This window comes from Ralstonia sp. PBBBR1, from assembly GCF_002256165.1.
In the GTDB taxonomy this organism is placed as follows: Bacteria; Pseudomonadota; Gammaproteobacteria; order Burkholderiales; family Burkholderiaceae; genus Ralstonia; species Ralstonia thomasii.
Genome location: NZ_NKIL01000003.1, coordinates 331,679 through 347,590, shown reverse-complemented (window position 1 = coordinate 347,590; position 15,912 = coordinate 331,679). Strand labels below are relative to the sequence as shown.

Genomic DNA, 15,912 nt, shown 5'->3' with positions numbered 1-15,912 from the left:
CACGCCTCGTCAGCATCAGCGCTGTGCGATGTCACCTCCGCCCCGGTTCCACCACCCGCCCCCTAGCGCTTGAAATAGCGCAGCCGTGTCCGAGAGTCGGTTTGCGCGCGCCGCGATAGTGGCCTGCGTTGCTGTCTGATAGGCCTGCTCGGCGTTCAGCACGGCGAGGAGGTTGACTTGGCCGATTGCCCGCTGCTTGTCTGTGATGTTCAACGTCTTGCGTGCGGCCTGCTCGGATTTGAGCGAGGCTTTCAGCACGTCGGCGTCGGCATCCAGCGCGTGTAGGGTGTCGGCGACGTTCTGGAAAGCGGTGACCACGGTGCCACGGTACTGCGCCTCCGCTTGATCGACGCCCGCATCCGCCGCCCGCTTTTTCGCCAGCAGCGCCCCGCCGTCAAAGAACGTCTGTGCTACGTTGCCGACCAGGCTCCAAAAGACGTTCCCGTCACGGAACATCTGGCTGAAGATTTCGGCGGTGCCGCCTTTGGTCCCGGTAATCGTCAACTGCGGCAGCATATTGGCGATGGCCACACCTACCTGTGCAGTCGCGGCGTGCAGTTGTTCTTCGGCGGCACGCACGTCAGGGCGTTGTCGCACGAGATCCGACGGCAGCGACACCGGCAACTCCTTCGGCAGCGTGAAGTCCGCAAACGTGAAGGTGTCGGGGATGCCTTCGCTGGGTAGTTTGCCGGCCAGAGCGGCCAACAGATCGCGCTGCACCGCCAGTTGCTTTTGCAGATTGGGCAGCGCCTGCTCCGCTTGCGCCAGCGCCGTCTCGGCGGCTGCTACATCCAGCCCCGTCACAGCGCCAAGTTGGAACTGCTTGTGCAGGTTGTCGAGCAACTGCGTATTGATATCGACAATGCGTTGCTGCGCCGCGATCTGTGCGCGCAGCGAGGCTTCCTGCACGGCAGCCACCACGATGTTGGACGCCAGTGTGAGATAAGCCGCCTCCATCTGGAAATACTGCGCATCTTCGGTTGCCTTGAGCGATTCCACCTGGCGGCGATTCAGCCCGAAGACATCCGGTGCATAGCTCACCGTGAGCTGCGCGGTGTGCAGGGTGTAGATCGGCGCACCGGAGGTGAGCGTGGGCGAAATCGTGCCCACGGCATTCTGTTGGCGGCTGGGCTGATAAGAGCCCTGCAGCATCGGGAAGAACGCTCCCTGTTGTGCCCGCGTCTGCTGCTGCGCCACGCGCAGGGCAGCCTGGGCGGCGGCAAGAGTCGGGCTGGCGGCAATTGCATTGGCGATTGTCTTGTTCAGCTTTTCCGACTGAAACGTCTTCCACCATTGGTCGGACACCGGCATCCCCGACACGAAGCGCTGCGCCTCTCCACCCTGCGTGGCGGCGGTCGACGTCTGGTGCGGCAGTGGCTGCGGCGTATAGCCGCTTACCTTGGGGGCTTCGGGTGTTTTGAAATCCGGTCCGACCGCGCAGGCGGTGGTCAACAGGCATGCCGCCGCCATGGTAGTCAGGCGTAGAAGAACGGAGGCGGAAGATGGCGTGCCAAGGGCAGTGTTGGCGGGCATGGAGGCACCCAGTCTGATCGAATGGCGGCGATTCTATGAGAGCGGCGAATCATTGCGAACTGTGATTCATCACAGTAGACCGATCCGTGGGTGAGCAGCATCATGCGGGCAAATTTCTATCGTCTGGGGTATTGCTGTGCAGGTCGATTACAAGTCCGCTGCCATTGGGGGCGCCGTTGCTGCGTTGGTCGTTGGTGGCCTGATGTGGGGAATCGGGAGCCAGAATCGCTCGGAAGCCGCGCTCGCTCCATCGTACACAGGCGCGCCCGTCGCTGTGCCTGCGTCGCCGTCGCGTGATGGCCAAGCCGTCACTTTGAGCCAGGGCCAATTGCAGTACATCAAGGTCGCACCTGTGGAGCTGCGTGCATTCGCCAGCCGGCGTGAAGCCGCGGGCAATGTCGATTTCAACGAGGACCACGCGGTGCAGGTCTTCACGTCATACCAGGGCAAGATCCGCAACACGTATGCCAAGGTGGGCGACACCGTTGCCAAGGGCAAGCCGCTGTTTGATATCGAGAGCCCCGATCTGGTGCAGGCAGAATCCACGCTGATCTCCACTGCTGGCACGCGCAAGCTGACGACCGATGCGCTGGCCCGTGCGCGCCAGTTGTATGAGATTCAGGGCTTGGCACAGAAGGATCTGGACCAGGCTATCTCCGACCAGCAAGCCGCTGAGGCTGCCTACAAGGCCGCGCGTGAAGCCCTGGCGGTATTTGGCAAGACACCCGCGCAGATGGACCAGATCGTCCAGACGCGCAAGACCGATTCGCTGCTGACAGTGGTCAGTCCGATCTCGGGTCAGGTGACTGCGCGCAGCGCCCAGCCGGGCTTGCTCTTGCAACCGGGCAACGGCACGGCGCCATTCACGGTGGCTGACGTGTCAACCATGTGGATGCAGGCCTTTGTGCCGGAAGCCGACGTGCCGCTTCTGCATGTTGGACAGCCTGTCAAGATTCACGTCATGGCATTCCCCGGCCGGGTCTTCAACGGCAAGATCACCACCGTGGGCGCGTCGGTCGACGCCAATACGCACCGTATCCTGGTGCGCTCGGAAATCGACGACCCTAAGCACGAATTGCGCCCCGGCATGTTCACCTCGTTCGACATCACCACCGGCGCGCCCATCCAATCTCCAGCATTGGCGATGGACGGCCTAGTGCGCGAGGGTGACGGCACCATGACCGCCTGGGTCACCACCGACCGCAAGCGCTTTGCGCGGCGCGTGATCAAGCTCGGCCTTGAGCAGGACGGCTTCGTGCAGATCCTTGAGGGTCTGAACGCCGGCGAACTGGTCGCCAATGAGGGTGCGTTGTACCTGAGCACGGCTGCTTCCGGCAGCGTCAATAGCGCTGACTGAAGGGAGTTCACCGTGCTCAAAGCGATTCTCAAGCTGTCGCTGCTGCGACGGCCGCTGATCCTGTTGTTCCTGCTGGCGTTCGTGGCAGCAGGGTTGTTCGCGTACTCCAAGCTGAATATCGAGGCGTACCCCAACCCTGCGCCCGTTATTCTCGAAATTACCGCACAAACGCCGGGCCTATCGGCCGAAGAAATGGAGCGGTACTACACGGTGCCAATGGAAATCGGCTTGGCCGCGACACCCGGTGTGGAGAATATCCGCTCCACGTCGTTCTACGGTCTGTCGTTCGTGCGCGTGACCTTCAAGTACGGGATTGACTACTACTTTGCTTACACGCAGGCGGCACTTGCCCTCCAGCAGAACGTCAGCTTGCCCAATAACGTGCAACCGCAGATTCAGGCGTCCAGCCTGGTCGGCGAGGTGGTGCGCTATCAGTTGAAAGGACCGCCCCACTTTGGGCTGACCAACCTGCGAACCTTGCAGGATTGGGTATTGCAGCGCCGCCTGAAGACCGTACCGGGCGTGGCCCAGGTGGTCAGCTGGGGAGGCACGACCAAGGAGTACGACGTCGAGGTCGACCCAAAGAAGCTGGAAGCCTATGGCGTCACCCTGCCGCAGATGATGACGGCGCTGGGCAATGCCAACATCAACGTCGGCGGGCGCACGATCAATTTTGGGCAGCAGTCCGTCAACATCCGCGGCGTGGGTCTCATCCAAGACGTGAAGGACATCGACAAGATCGTCCTCACGCAGACCAACGGGGTGCCCGTGCAGGTCAAGGATGTTGCGAAGACGAAGATCGGCTTCGCGCCCCGTCTGGGCATTGCCGGCCGTGACAACGAAAGCGACGTCGTCACCGCCATCGTGGTGATGAACCGCACCATGCAGACCAACGACGTGGTGGCGCGCGTCAAGGCAGAGCTGGACAAGATCAATGCCGATGGCACGCTGCCGGCGGGTGTGAAGGTCGAGCGCTACTACGATCGCTCGGAGCTCGTCTCCGTCACCACGCATACGGTCATGCACGCGCTGCTGTTTGGCTGCCTGCTGGTGTTCTTTATTCAATGGATATTTCTGGGCGATCTGCGCAGCGCCATCATTGTCAGCGCGAACATTCCGTTTGCGCTGTTCTTCAGCATACTGATCCTGCTGCTGACGGGGGAGTCCGCCAACCTGCTCTCGGTCGGGGCGGTGGACTTCGGGATCATCGTGGATTCATCCGTCATCCTGGTGGAGAACATCTTTCGCAACTTCCAGATGCCGGCCGCAGAGCAGACGCGCCTGCTGATGAGCCGTGACGCGAAGATGCTTGGATTCCGCGTGCCCGAACGCCTGCGCATGATTTTCGTCAGTGCCTTGCAGGTTGATCGCGCGGTGTTCTTCTCGGCGCTCATAACGGTGGCGGCGTTCGTTCCCCTGTTCACCATGCAGGGGGTGGAAGGTCAGATCTTCGGCCCCATGGCGCGTACCTACGGCTATGCACTGGCCGGCGCACTGATCGCCACGTTCACGGTCACTCCAGCATTGTGCTCGTACCTGCTGCCCAAGAAGATTGAAGAGACGGAAACTTGGCTCGTCCGCATGTTGCATAAGGCTTATCAGCCTGCGCTGACGTGGTCGCTATCCAACCGGCGCATTGCCGTGACGATCGGTGCGGTCGTGCTTGCGGCAACCGCGGCACTTATGCCTCTGCTGGGCACCGAGTTCCTGCCCGCCCTTGAAGAAGGCAACCTGTGGATCCGGCTGACCATGCCGCAAACGGCCTCGCTGGAATCCGGCGTGGTACCGGTCTCGCGCATGCGCCAGATCCTGCTCAAGCACCCCGAGGTGCGCACGGTGGTGTCGGCTCACGGACGCCCTGACGATGGCAGTGATGCCGCTGGCTTCTACAACGCTGAATTCTTCGTACCACTTAAGCCGTTCGATCAATGGTCGGCCGGGATGACCAAGGAGAAGTTGATCGCGCAGATCCAAAAAGAATTCACCAGCGAGTTCACTGGGGTCGGGCTGAATTTCTCGCAGTACATTCAGGACAACGTGGAAGAGGGGTTGTCTGGCGTGAAGGGGGCCAACTCGGTCAAGATCATCGGCCCGGACTTGCAAGTGCTGGAAAGGTTGGCCGACCAGGTGCAAAGCGAAATGAGCAAGGTCAAAGGGATCACAGACCTGGGTATCTTTCGTGTGCTGGGTCAACCGAACCTGAACGTGCGCATTAACCGGGAGGCGGCCGCGCGCTATGGGCTGAACACAGGGGACGTGAACACCGTGGTGCAGGCTGCCTTGTCGGGCTCGCAGGCCACCACCATCCTGGAAGGTGATCGGCAGTTTGCCCTGACGGTGCGGCTGGCCCCGGAGTACCGCGCCACTATCGATGCGGTGCGCAACATCCGCGTCGCCTACACAAACGCTAACGGCGGCAACTCATACATTCCGCTATCGGCCCTGGCTGATATCACGCTGGATACGGGTGCGTCGTACATCTATCACGAGAAGAATGCCCGCTATATTCCGGTCAAGTTCAGCGTGCGTGGGCGCGATCTGGGTGGCACGGTGGAAGAAGCACAGCAACGCATCGCCCAGCATGTCAAGCTGCCGCAGGGTTACCGCATTGAATGGGCGGGTGAATTTGAAGAACTGGAGCAAGCCAAGCAGCGGCTGGCGGTCATGGTGCCGATCAGCATTCTGTTGATCCTGGTGCTGCTCTATGGGCTGTTCAATTCGCTGCGCGATAGTCTGATGGCGCTGGCCGGGATTCCATTTGCGATTACCGGTGGGGTGGCAGCGCTGTTCCTGACGGGGTTGGACTTCAGCGTCTCGGCGGCAATCGGCTTTGTCTCGTTGTTTGGGGTGTCCGTGATGGACGGTATTCTGATGATCACCTACTACAACGACCTGCGCCGAGAGCGCGGCCTCCAGCCCACGGAAGCCATGTTCCATGCGGCGCAACAGCGGATGCGGCCCATGCTGATGACCGCGCTGTCGGCATGTATCGGCTTGTTCCCGGCGGCTATTTCCACGGGCATCGGCAGCCAGGTGCAGCGGCCACTGGCCACCGTGGTCGTGGGCGGCATGCTTGTGGGCCCGTTGATGCTGCTGGTGATCGTGCCTGCGTTGCGGATGGTCTTCCTCGGCAAGGAGCCGCCGTCTGAAGACCCGCCCCTTGAGGAAGCGCCGGTCTGAGCGATGGTCGCCGCTTCGTGCGGCGGCGCTTACGGCTTAATGATCCCTGCACTGGATGCCCTGACCACGGCTTCTATGCGCGTGGCGACGCCCAGCTTTTCGCGCGCATTGTCCATATGGAAATCGACCGTTCGCTTGGAGAGCCCAAGAATCGTGGCGATCTCACCCGATGTCTTGCCGCGCGCAGACCATGCCAGCACCTCGGCCTCGCGCTCGCTCAGTTGTACGGGCGGATGCGCGGCATGCGTGCGCGGCCGTCTGGCGAGCCGGGTCTGCACGATGCTAATCAGGATTTCGAAATCGACCGGCTTGGTCACGTAGTCATCGGCCCCCAGGCGCCGCCCGCGCAGTTCGGAGTCGCGTTGCGCCATCGCCGTCAGAAAGACGAACGGAATCTCGGCATACCGTGGCGCGAGCGTGCGCAACTGCTCCAGCAACTCGAACCCTGTCATGCCCGGCATGCCCACGTCGCATAGCACAAGATCGGGGGCTTCGCGCAGGAGCATCGCCAGACCGGACTCTCCGTCGTGCGCCGTGACGATGGTATAGCCATGTTCAGCCAACTCTTCGGCGATCAGTTCGGCGGTTTCAATATCGTCTTCAATGCAAAGAATCTTGGCGCTGACTGGCTTCATGGATATTCCACGTGATGGTATGGTGACTGATGCTCCGCTCACGACGGGGCCAAGGAACACTGCGCAGGACACTACCTATGCACTCGCCAAAACCGGTCTCCGACGCGCCAGACGGGCGGCGCTTTGGAATCGCTTCACCGTCGATCTTGCGCCCTATCCGGGTGCGGCTGACGCTGGTGTTCGTGGTTTTTTTACTGTTGGTGGTTGGCGTCGGCGCTTTCAGTATCGACCAATTGGCGAGTTTCCACAGCGTATCTGCGCAGATCAGCGGGCGCTGGCTTCAGAACAGCCGAATTCTAGGGGACCTGAACAACTACATCTCGGATTACCGCGCGGCCGAAGGCGATTTTCTCATCGCCTCATCGCGCGCTGATCTGCGAGCCGCCGACGAACAGGTCGCCATGCTCGACAAGTTGATTGCCACGTCCCAGGCCCGCTACGACAAGATCGAGCACGATAGTGCCGAACACGAGCTCTACAGCCAGTTTGTCACCCAATGGAATACGTATCGTGAGCTCGCGAAACGGCTGATGATTACTGCCAAGGCAGGCGACGTAGCGGGCGGTACGCGGCTCTACCACACGGACTCCAAGCATGCATTCGACTTGGCCAACGACACACTGGGCGTGATGACCGAGCGCAGTGTCGCTGGCGCGGCAGCAGAAACCGAGCGTGAGGCACAGGCCTACCACGACGCGCGGCAACTCATCATTGGGGCGATCGTAGTAGCGGCATGGCTGGTCGTGCTGGCTGTGATCTACCTTGTCTACGCTGTGTCGCGGCCTATTGCTGCGTTGGTCGATCGCATGCACCACATTGCCAACAACGACACCCGGATCGACATCCCTGGCTTGGAGCGCCACGACGAGATTGGCGATATTGCGCAGGCCGTGGCGCGCTTTCGAGAAAACACAATCGAATTGGGACGCAGCAAGGATGCACTGATTGCCCAAGCCGCCGTATTGCAGGAGACGCTCGACAAGGAGCGTCGCATGGCCGAGCTGCAGCGCAATTTCGTCTCAATGGCTTCGCATGAATTCCGCACACCACTAGGCGTGATTGATGGTCAGGCCCAGCGGTTGATGCGCATGCGTGACGCTTTGCCGCCTGAGACGCTGGAAGAGCGTTGCGGGAAAATTCGCGCGGCGGTGCAGCGCATGACGCACCTCATGGATCACCTGCTCGACTCTTCGCACTGGTTAGATTCCACGACGCCCGCAGCGATGCGGCGCACCGATTTCCCGCTTGCGGCACTTTTGCACGAGGTTTGTGAGATGCACCGGGAAAGTACGCCAAGCGCACGGATCGACGAGTGCGTAGAGGCTGATGAGCCGAACACATTCTTCGGCGATGCCCGGCTTCTGTTCCAGGCCTTCAGCAATCTTGTCGGCAACGCCGTCAAGTACTCACCGCCAGGCACACCGGTCAGTGTGCGTGTGCGCAGCGATGCCGACGGTGTGTCGGTGACGGTTGAAGACCGGGGCATGGGCATACCCGAACGCGATATCGAGCGTTTGTTCGAGCGCTACGTGCGTGGGGGCAACGTTGCGGGGACGGTCGGGGCAGGTGTAGGGCTTTATTTGGTGAAGCTGGTAGTGGAACTGCACCGAGGGACGATCACCGTGACCAGCGAAGAAGGCAAAGGCTCAACATTCAACGTGTTCTTACCCCGCCTGAAAAGCTAGCTTGTGCCGGGTGGGAGCTCGACTACGGGATCGACGTGGGTCATGACATTGAGTACATCACGTCTTTCCATGACGCGTCGCCTGGCTTCGAGCGCGATGTCGTGACCGACCTTCACGGTTGCGGTGCCTGCGATCTCGAGGTGTGCGTCCACCAGGATCATGTCGCCCATTTTGCGTGTCCGTACGTCATGAACGCCAAGCACGCCCGGCGTGCCGAGTATCACATCCCGAATTTCGGTCGCTGTCTCTTCATCGACAGCTCTGTCCATGAGATCGTGTAGTGCATTCGAGCCAAACTGCCAGCCCGTTCTCGATACCATTAACCCAACAACGAGTGCGGCCACTGGGTCGAGCAGATGGAATCCAAGCAAATTGCCGACGATGCCGAGCGCGACCACCAACGAGGAAGCCGCGTCGGAGCGAGCGTGCCAAGCGTTCGCTATCAGCATGCTGGAGCGCGCGCGCTCCGCGATGGCCAGCATGTACCGGAACAACAGTTCTTTGCTCACCAGGGCGCCAAGTGCGACCCACAAACCGATCAACTTTACATGTGAGATCGACTCCGGATGCTCAAGCTTGGTCACCGAGCTCCAAAGCATCCCGATGCCGACGGCGAGTAGCAGCAAGCCCAATACCAGGGACGCCGCTGTCTCGAATCGAAGGTGACCATAGTGATGTTCCGCGTCCGGTTCCTTCTGGCTATGGTGTCCAGCGAAGAGAACAACGAAATCCGAAACCAGGTCGGAAAGCGAGTGAATCGCGTCGGCTATCAACGCCTGTGAATGGGCAAGAACGCCAGCAATCAGCTGCGCAGCTGTTAGGGTCAAATTGACACCCACGCTCACGAGCGTGCTGCGTTTCGCCGCGCGCCTCATGGCGGGCGTCTCGCTGTCGAGATCGATCTCGGTTGGCTGTTGCATGGTTTTGTTCGTCCGATGTTCGAGGACAGGTCACCTTGAGGGCGCGTGCCCGAATTTGTCCGCGATCATAGGGGCAGAACTGGCCATTTTGGTAATTACCGGGAGCTGCAGAAAAGAATCCGCATGAGAGGCGTTCTCATTCTGCGCATCTCCTCTGAGGGCCCATTCCCTGCCTCATTTATGGGGCATATGAGCCAAGATTGCTCCGTTTTTTAACGCATGTGTCTTTGCAATCGGTCACGGTGTCGACCACCGGACTGTGTTGGCGAGCAGGCAGCTCGCGCCTGCAATGGTCCGATCGCCATGTGTGCACTACATAAGTGTTCCGAGCCGACCTAGACTGGAAGACGCTCACGACGCTGAGCCCCCTCGCGATGGAGGGTCGACAAGTCTTGGTGGGGAAAGCAAGAATCCACGGATGTGTGATTTGTGGAGCGCTTTATGCCGGTGCGCCGGATCCCCAAGAATTTCCTCTTTGTCACGGGACGACACGCCTCTCCGCAGGCGGACGAGGTGGTTGAGTTCGAGTCGATCTTGGAGAAGGAGTACATGCTCCTGCTGGACTCGGATCCTTACCTCGAATCGTACGACGTCCAGCCTGTCGAAATTCCACTGTCCCGTGGCCGAATTTATGTCCCGGACCTGCTGGTGACATATCGTCCCACGCCTTCCGGAAATCTCCGACCACCTGAGCTGGTAGAGATCAAAACGCAAGAGCATCTGGATCGGTACGCTGACAAATACCGAGAGAAGTTCGCCGCGGCAGTGGTGTTTGCTGAAGAGCGAGGCTGGATCTTCGTTACCCGAACAGAGCTGGATGTCAGGACGCCTCTTATCCAGAACCTGAAATATCTGCATCGATATCGCCATACGCCGGCAGATCCGGTGGCAGTTGAACATCTACTTGAGGCGATGCGTCAAGAGGGGAGTCCGATGACGCCGGCAGCATTGCTCGGCTGTCTGACAGACAACTTGGAGACGCGTGCAACGTGGATTCCCGTGCTTTGGCATCTTGTGGCCCATGGCGCAATTCAAGCGGATCTGCAGGTTCCGCTGTCGGAAAGCACGCCACTATCTCTACCGAGCTAGGTCATGACGGGCAATTCACGAGCAAAGATGCCTACTCTTCTACACGTTAGGAAGGGCAGCACCGTCACTCATGACGGGCGCGAATATATAGTTCTCCGCCATGCCGATTTGAACAAGGTTCTCGCGCGTGAGAAGGCGTCGGATGAACTTGTTGTGCTGAAGCTGGGTTCACTTGAGGCCCCGTTCAGGAGCAGTGGCGATCCAGCAGAAGGCAATGATCAAGTTGATCTGGAAGACGTATCCAGCGAAGAATGGGAGGTTGCACAAATGCGTTTGGAAGCGATTGGCCCTCTGCTGGACAATCGGCCAAATCGTGCAAAAGCTGACTACGCTGCTGCAGCCATCAAAGCAGGTGTAGGCGTTCGAACGATCTACAACTGGCTGAGCGCATATTCAGCTTCTGAATTGTTGTCTTCGTTGCTACCGACGCGCAAGAACGGTGGCCGAGGGCGCAGTCGGCTCTCGCCAGAGGTGAAGTTAATCCTGGATAACTATGTTCGGGAGCACCATCTAACCAAGCAAAAGCCATCAGTCGCCAAGGCCGCTCGCGAAATACGCCGCCTTTGCTACGACGCAGGCATCGAGCCTCTTCCTGCAGCGTCGACTGTATATCGGCATCTCAGTTGGTTGAATGAGCAAGAGTCGCTTAAACACCGAGAAGGTAGGCGAGCTGCTGAACAGCGATTCCATGTGAACAAGGGATCCATCCCGGATGCAGGCTGGCCGCTTGCGCTGGTTCAAGTCGATCACACCTTACTGCCCGTCATCATTGTCGATGACAAGCATCGAAAATCCATCGGCCGTGCTTGGATCACCTTGGCGATCGATGTATTCAGTCGCGTTTGCCTCGGCATGTACCTAACTTTTGATGCCCCGTCCGCGATGTCCGCCGGCATGTGCATCTCGCATGCCATTCTGACAAAAGATGCTTGGATGGCTCGGATGGGGTGTGGGGACGTTGAGTGGCCGTTCTATGGGGTCATGGATGTGCTTCATCTGGACAACGCACGCGAATTCAGGGGCAAGATGCTGGCGCTCGCCGCAAGGGAGTACCACATCGATATTCATCTGCGACCGGTCAAGCAGCCGCGCTATGGCGGGCACATCGAACGGCTCATGGGCACGGTGTCGGAAGAGTTGAAGGGGCTGAAAGGCGCAACCTTCGCGAACCCGCGGCAGAAAGGGGAATACGACGCCGAGGGTAACGCTTGCATGACGTTCGATGAGCTGGAAAAGTGGCTTGTCCTCATGTTCGCGCGGTACCACCGCGCCGTGCACTCGGGTATCGGCACAACACCATTGACCAAGTGGCGTGAAGGCATTCTTGGAACACGGGAAAAGATCGGCCGCGGATTGCCACCGATACGCACCGATGCAGAGAAAGTCCGCATCGATTTCATGCCGTACGTGGACCGGACGATCCAAGACTACGGGGTCGCCATTGATGGAATTCACTACTTCCATGACATCTTGCGCCCGTGGGTGAACGCTCGCGACACAAAGAATTCAAGGCAGACCAGACAGTTCCGATTTCGCTACGATCCGAGCGATATGAGCGTCCTGTACTTTTTCGATCCCGACCTCAAACGTTATTTCCCGATTCCCTATCGAGACATGAGTCTCCCAGCGGCGAGTATTTGGGAGATTCGCGCGGCCAAGAAGATGGCACGAGATACGGGCATGGAGAAGTACCGCGAGCGTGACCTTTTCGCGCTGATCGCGCGACAGCGTGAGATTGAAGCGTCTGCTGCTACCAAGACGAAGGCGGCGCGTCGTGCCGAGCAGCAGCGTAAGCAGCAGGCCAAAGCTCGGGCGCAAAAGCCTCAAGACTTGCCGCAAGTTTCGAAGCTTGAGCCGACCAGACTTGCACCGGCGATACGAGGGTATGACCCTGACGAAATCCAACCGCTGAGCGACGATGACTAGCACGACAGCCGAGTACAGTCACCTCAGCCCGAAGGCGCAGGAACAGCTGACCCTACCAGACAAGGATCGGATTCGCCTGATCCAGGCTGGCACGTGGCTCCCACTCGATCATGCAAAGACGACGCTTCAGAAGTTGGAGGACTTGCTCGACTACCCAAAGGTAACGCGGATGCCGAGCTATCTCATCGTAGGTCCTTCATACAGCGGAAAGACTTCCATTCTTGAGCGTTTTCGCGATCAACACCTTCCCGATTTGGATCCTGAGCAGGAGGTTACGCGGTGCCCGGTGGTGATGGTCGATGCGCCGCCCAAGCCTGATCTGTCCGACTTCTACAGCCGGATCATGGATAGTCTGATGGCGCCGTACAAGCCGACGGCTCCGGTCTATGAAAAGTACTCGCAGGTCAAGCGTCTCTTTGGCGAGATGGATGTGCGCATCCTCATCATCGATGAGATCCACCATCTCATCGCCGGTGGCCTTACCAAGCAACGCGAGTTTCGCAATGCCCTCAAAAGCCTGAGCAATGAAGCAAAGATCAGCATCGTCGCCTCGGGGATTGAAGAGGCGTACAACGCGTTCAACGCTGATCCGCAGATGTCGAGTCGATTCGTACCGATTGAGATGCCTAGTTGGATACCAGGCAGGCAGTTGGGAACGTTGCTGAAGACCTTGGAGCACCGGACGCCGTTGCGCCAACCGTCAGGGCTCCATCGTCCGGAGATGATGCAAGCGATCTACATGAAGAGCGAGTCCACCCTTGGTGACATCTTCGACCTCGTGAAGACTGCTGCAGTGGACGCCATTCGGTCCGGGAAGGAGGCGATCACCGAACTGCAGCTCACCGAGTTGGACTGGGTCCCACCCTCCAAGCGCAGGACGTACACACGACGGCTATGAAAACGTGGGCATGTGCAAAGACGCCGCTTTGGCCAGTTCGGTACAAGCCCATACCAGGTGAGCTTCTGTCGAGCTGGATCGTGCGATTGGCCCATGGCCATGGAATGAGTGTGATGCCGTTCTGCAATCTGGCACTCCGCCCTGCGGCTCGGGTGCTAACGGTGGATATCGACCGACACGGCCCCGAGTCGCTATTGACATCACTGGCATTCCACACAGGAACCCATCTGGAGGTAGTTCGTCAGGCCACGCTGCGGGCCTACGAGCGGATCCTGTACCCACAGTTTCACATGGGAGGATCCCTCCGGTGGGTGATCTCTATCAATCTGCCGCGAAACTCCCGGTTCGGTCCGGGCCTTCAGTTCTGCCCTTACTGTCTGAAGAGCGACCCGATACCGTACTTCCGCCTCTGCTGGCGAGTTGCACTTCAAACCTTCTGCGAGCGACACCAATGTCTACTGCTTGATCGATGCCCAAGCTGCGGCGCTTGCTTGTTCATCCAGCGGGTAGACGCGAACTGGTGTCATGCGGAAATCGATGGCATTTGCCATTGCCACAACTGCGACTACGACCTCCGATTGGCGGAGGCGCCCGTCATAGACGATCGAGGGAGTGGTCTATTTCCTGAGTTGCAGCAGTTGACGCGCGAGCTTTCTGTTTTGAACACAGTGCGTCAGCGTGACCTGTTGGAGCGTCTGCACGCTATCGCAGTGACTGTGTTGTCATGCAAGGTCAAGCCTCGGCTCTGCAATTGCCTAGCCTGCAGCTTCGGCTACTCCGACTTGGAGATTGAACAGCCAAGAAAGCCGGCACTGGAGCTGCAACCTGTACTAACTCGCCACGCGGTGCTGTTGTGGTCGCTTTGGCTCCTTCAGCACGACACCGAGGCGCAGGGCGTACCGGTCAAGCCGATTGCTCCACTACATCACCAATTCGTCAAGGACATCCTGAACCAGTACCGGCGCGACGCGGGTTCGCCCGCGCGTCTTGATTCGCCAGTCGGGGCACCAGCAGACGGGCGCGCCTCATCATCGAAGGTACGCGATGGCCGCGTGGTTGAGTTGCATTGAGATCCAGGAGCGCAGCTCGTCGGGAGCGTTTGCCAGTGTGTGCTCCAAAGCCACTACGTGATAGTCGGTGCCGTTTTGGACGGCGATGAATGCTCCCGTCGCTGCCTGAATTGCGCGCTGTATTGCCTCGTCACTCTTGTCTTCCAGCGGGACAGCAAACGATATGGCTGGACTCGCTTCGTGAACCATGAACAACGTGGAAGCTTCCTTTGAGGAAACTGCGAAGGCGGCCACGCGCTTCAGGCGGCGCATGTCCTGCGGAACCAGGAGATGCTCGTCAAGTACTCCGTCCTCATCCGCGATCAGCGGCACGGGAACGGACCACCCGTCGTCGCGGCTCGCTGTCAGGACTCTTACGGAAGCGTTGTCCAGTGTGGATAGCGCTTTGACAGCATGCTCCAGGAATGCGGGTGGGTCTGGGACTTCGTTGTCGCCCTCGACGATCTGCGCTTCTCGGATGCGCTTCGTGGAGCCCGGTTCGCCGATCGCATGCTCGCTGATCGGTTCACCAGACGAGGCGCTGGCACGAGGTGTTTTCCCGGCAATGGTTTTGTCTGCGAAGACCCACTTGTTCTCCAGGTCGACAAATCGTCGATTGCCGCGCATGGGCATCGTAGCTGGAGCAAGCTGCGATGAAGGGTCGTGTTCCTCCAGGCTGATCTTGGAAGGTTCCTGGGCTTTCCGGGCCGTTGACGCGGCTTCCGGTGGTGGGGTCTCGGGCGCCATGCCGCTGCTGCGAGCTTTCTTTGCGCCCGTCACGCGGAATTGCAATGACTTGAAAGGAAACGGGTGCGAGCAACTCAGGAGTTGGTAGACGAGGAACGTCCCTTTTGGATCGTCGCCTCGCGACAGCCACTTCCCAGCGGCCCGAAGTGTTGTCGTTCCTTCGAACGGGAACAGGGTCTGCGGGTAGATATCCTGGCGCGCCTGCGCGGCACTGACACAGGAGGTACCGATCATCGCGGCCGCACGCCAGGCGAGTCGGCTTCCGGCGATTCGGGCGATGTCCTCGGCGCTTGCACGCGGAATGCGGTCGGCAAGCTGCAGCGTCATCCGGTTGCGCCGATCGATTGTTATGCCTGTGTAGAGATTCTCCCTCTGGAGTGGGGGCACAAACAGTCGGTTGAGGAGTTCACTGGACGAGCCAAAGTAGAAGCGGATTAACTCCATGCACGGTACGACGAGGAGCTTTCCATTTGGTAGCGCGACCCGGACGCAATAGGAGTGAGTGTTTTCGCGATGTCCCGCATGCTCGTGGAGCGGCAGCATGAAACAGCCTTCGTCGAAGCTCGATCCGGCTTTTACGAGATCGCAGGTGTCTCGGCTGATCGCCAGGTCTTCGCAGAGCAACTCTTCGTCAGCCGCACGGGATTCCAAGCCTTGCTCGCGCCACAGGTCACCGATGCGCAAGAGCATTGTGGTTCCGACTGAGACCCAGCATCGGGTTGTTTGCCTTTCCGCTTTGTGAAGCGATAGGGGCGATAAGCGACCGGCACCATCAGGGGCGTTGGCCTTGGAAAGCGAGACCAGCACGGATGGATGGCGCCGCCGCAACATGCGATCGGGAAAGGCGATGGGGCCGAACCAGTCCACGCGCCAAAGGTCCCCGCTTTTAGGAA

Annotated in this window: 11 protein-coding genes and 1 pseudogene; 8 read left to right on the top strand and 4 right to left on the bottom strand. The window is 59.5% G+C overall.

The window, feature by feature from the left end; translation table 11 throughout:
• Positions 1-15: 15 nt before the first annotated feature.
• Positions 16-1,533, bottom strand: a complete 1,518-nt coding sequence (locus CFE42_RS05185; protein ID WP_012436851.1) for an efflux transporter outer membrane subunit — start codon at positions 1,531-1,533, stop codon at positions 16-18.
• 136 nt (positions 1,534-1,669) lie between these two features.
• On the opposite strand from CFE42_RS05185, the gene CFE42_RS05180 reads away from it, so the two are divergent.
• Together CFE42_RS05180 and CFE42_RS05175 are read left to right on the top strand one after the other, a co-directional pair.
• The gene (locus tag CFE42_RS05180; RefSeq protein ID WP_004636997.1) at positions 1,670-2,890 is read left to right on the top strand and encodes an efflux RND transporter periplasmic adaptor subunit; all 1,221 of its coding nucleotides are present in this window, start codon (positions 1,670-1,672) and stop codon (positions 2,888-2,890) included.
• A 12-nt stretch (positions 2,891-2,902) separates the two neighbouring features.
• Entirely contained in the window at positions 2,903-6,070 is a 3,168-nt protein-coding gene (locus CFE42_RS05175; protein WP_004637000.1) for a CusA/CzcA family heavy metal efflux RND transporter, read from the top strand.
• Positions 6,071-6,099: 29 nt separating this feature from the next.
• Here the strand turns inward: CFE42_RS05175 and CFE42_RS05170 are convergent, their stop codons facing one another.
• Positions 6,100-6,705: a response regulator transcription factor gene (locus CFE42_RS05170; protein ID WP_004637002.1), complete on the bottom strand. Its 606-nt coding sequence runs from the start codon at positions 6,703-6,705 to the stop codon at positions 6,100-6,102.
• Positions 6,706-6,782: 77 nt separating this feature from the next.
• On the opposite strand from CFE42_RS05170, the gene CFE42_RS05165 reads away from it, so the two are divergent.
• Complete coding sequence (locus CFE42_RS05165) at positions 6,783-8,390, top strand: ATP-binding protein (RefSeq protein WP_004637004.1); 1,608 nt, start codon at positions 6,783-6,785, stop codon at positions 8,388-8,390.
• On the opposite strand, the gene CFE42_RS05160 is transcribed toward CFE42_RS05165, so the two are convergent.
• Entirely contained in the window at positions 8,387-9,310 is a 924-nt protein-coding gene (locus CFE42_RS05160; RefSeq protein ID WP_004637006.1) for a cation diffusion facilitator family transporter, read from the bottom strand. The two genes, CFE42_RS05165 and CFE42_RS05160, sit on opposite strands and share 4 nt — an antisense overlap.
• Positions 9,311-9,751: 441 nt before the next feature.
• Here CFE42_RS05160 and CFE42_RS05155 point away from each other — a divergent pair, with 441 nt between their 5' ends.
• The 5 genes and pseudogenes from CFE42_RS05155 (at position 9,752) to CFE42_RS05135 (ending at position 14,293) form a co-directional block, all read left to right on the top strand.
• The gene (locus CFE42_RS05155; RefSeq protein WP_004637044.1) at positions 9,752-10,399 is read left to right on the top strand and encodes a heteromeric transposase endonuclease subunit TnsA; all 648 of its coding nucleotides are present in this window, start codon (positions 9,752-9,754) and stop codon (positions 10,397-10,399) included.
• 3 nt (positions 10,400-10,402) lie between these two features.
• Complete coding sequence (locus tag CFE42_RS05150) at positions 10,403-12,325, top strand: Mu transposase C-terminal domain-containing protein (protein ID WP_004637045.1); 1,923 nt, start codon at positions 10,403-10,405, stop codon at positions 12,323-12,325.
• Positions 12,318-13,223 (top strand): TniB family NTP-binding protein, encoded by a 906-nt coding sequence (locus CFE42_RS05145; protein WP_004637046.1) that lies wholly within the window; start codon positions 12,318-12,320, stop codon positions 13,221-13,223. The genes CFE42_RS05150 and CFE42_RS05145 overlap by 8 nt, the downstream gene beginning before the upstream one ends.
• Positions 13,220-13,672 (top strand): annotated as a pseudogene (locus CFE42_RS05140) (TniQ family protein); the annotation flags it as partial. The gene CFE42_RS05145 and the pseudogene CFE42_RS05140, both read left to right, overlap by 4 nt.
• Positions 13,673-13,714: 42 nt before the next feature.
• Positions 13,715-14,293, top strand: a complete 579-nt coding sequence (locus CFE42_RS05135) for a hypothetical protein (RefSeq protein ID WP_037045063.1) — start codon at positions 13,715-13,717, stop codon at positions 14,291-14,293.
• On the opposite strand, the gene CFE42_RS05130 is transcribed toward CFE42_RS05135, so the two are convergent.
• Positions 14,252-15,709, bottom strand: a complete 1,458-nt coding sequence (locus CFE42_RS05130; protein ID WP_004637048.1) for a hypothetical protein — start codon at positions 15,707-15,709, stop codon at positions 14,252-14,254. The genes CFE42_RS05135 and CFE42_RS05130 overlap by 42 nt on opposite strands.
• Between the last annotated feature and the right edge of the window lie 203 nt (positions 15,710-15,912).

What these genes read in the sequence shown, in the direction of transcription:
- CFE42_RS05130 (WP_004637048.1), bottom strand. Translation starts at nt 15,709, where the DNA reads ATGCTCTTGCGCATCGGTGACCTGTGGCGCGAGCAAGGCTTGGAATCC.
- CFE42_RS05165 (WP_004637004.1), top strand. Translation starts at nt 6,783, where the DNA reads ATGCACTCGCCAAAACCGGTCTCCGACGCGCCAGACGGGCGGCGCTTT.
- CFE42_RS05185 (WP_012436851.1), bottom strand. Translation starts at nt 1,533, where the DNA reads ATGCCCGCCAACACTGCCCTTGGCACGCCATCTTCCGCCTCCGTTCTT.
- CFE42_RS05155 (WP_004637044.1), top strand. Translation starts at nt 9,752, where the DNA reads ATGCCGGTGCGCCGGATCCCCAAGAATTTCCTCTTTGTCACGGGACGA.
- CFE42_RS05150 (WP_004637045.1), top strand. Translation starts at nt 10,403, where the DNA reads ATGACGGGCAATTCACGAGCAAAGATGCCTACTCTTCTACACGTTAGG.
- CFE42_RS05145 (WP_004637046.1), top strand. Translation starts at nt 12,318, where the DNA reads ATGACTAGCACGACAGCCGAGTACAGTCACCTCAGCCCGAAGGCGCAG.
- CFE42_RS05160 (WP_004637006.1), bottom strand. Translation starts at nt 9,310, where the DNA reads ATGCAACAGCCAACCGAGATCGATCTCGACAGCGAGACGCCCGCCATG.
- CFE42_RS05170 (WP_004637002.1), bottom strand. Translation starts at nt 6,705, where the DNA reads ATGAAGCCAGTCAGCGCCAAGATTCTTTGCATTGAAGACGATATTGAA.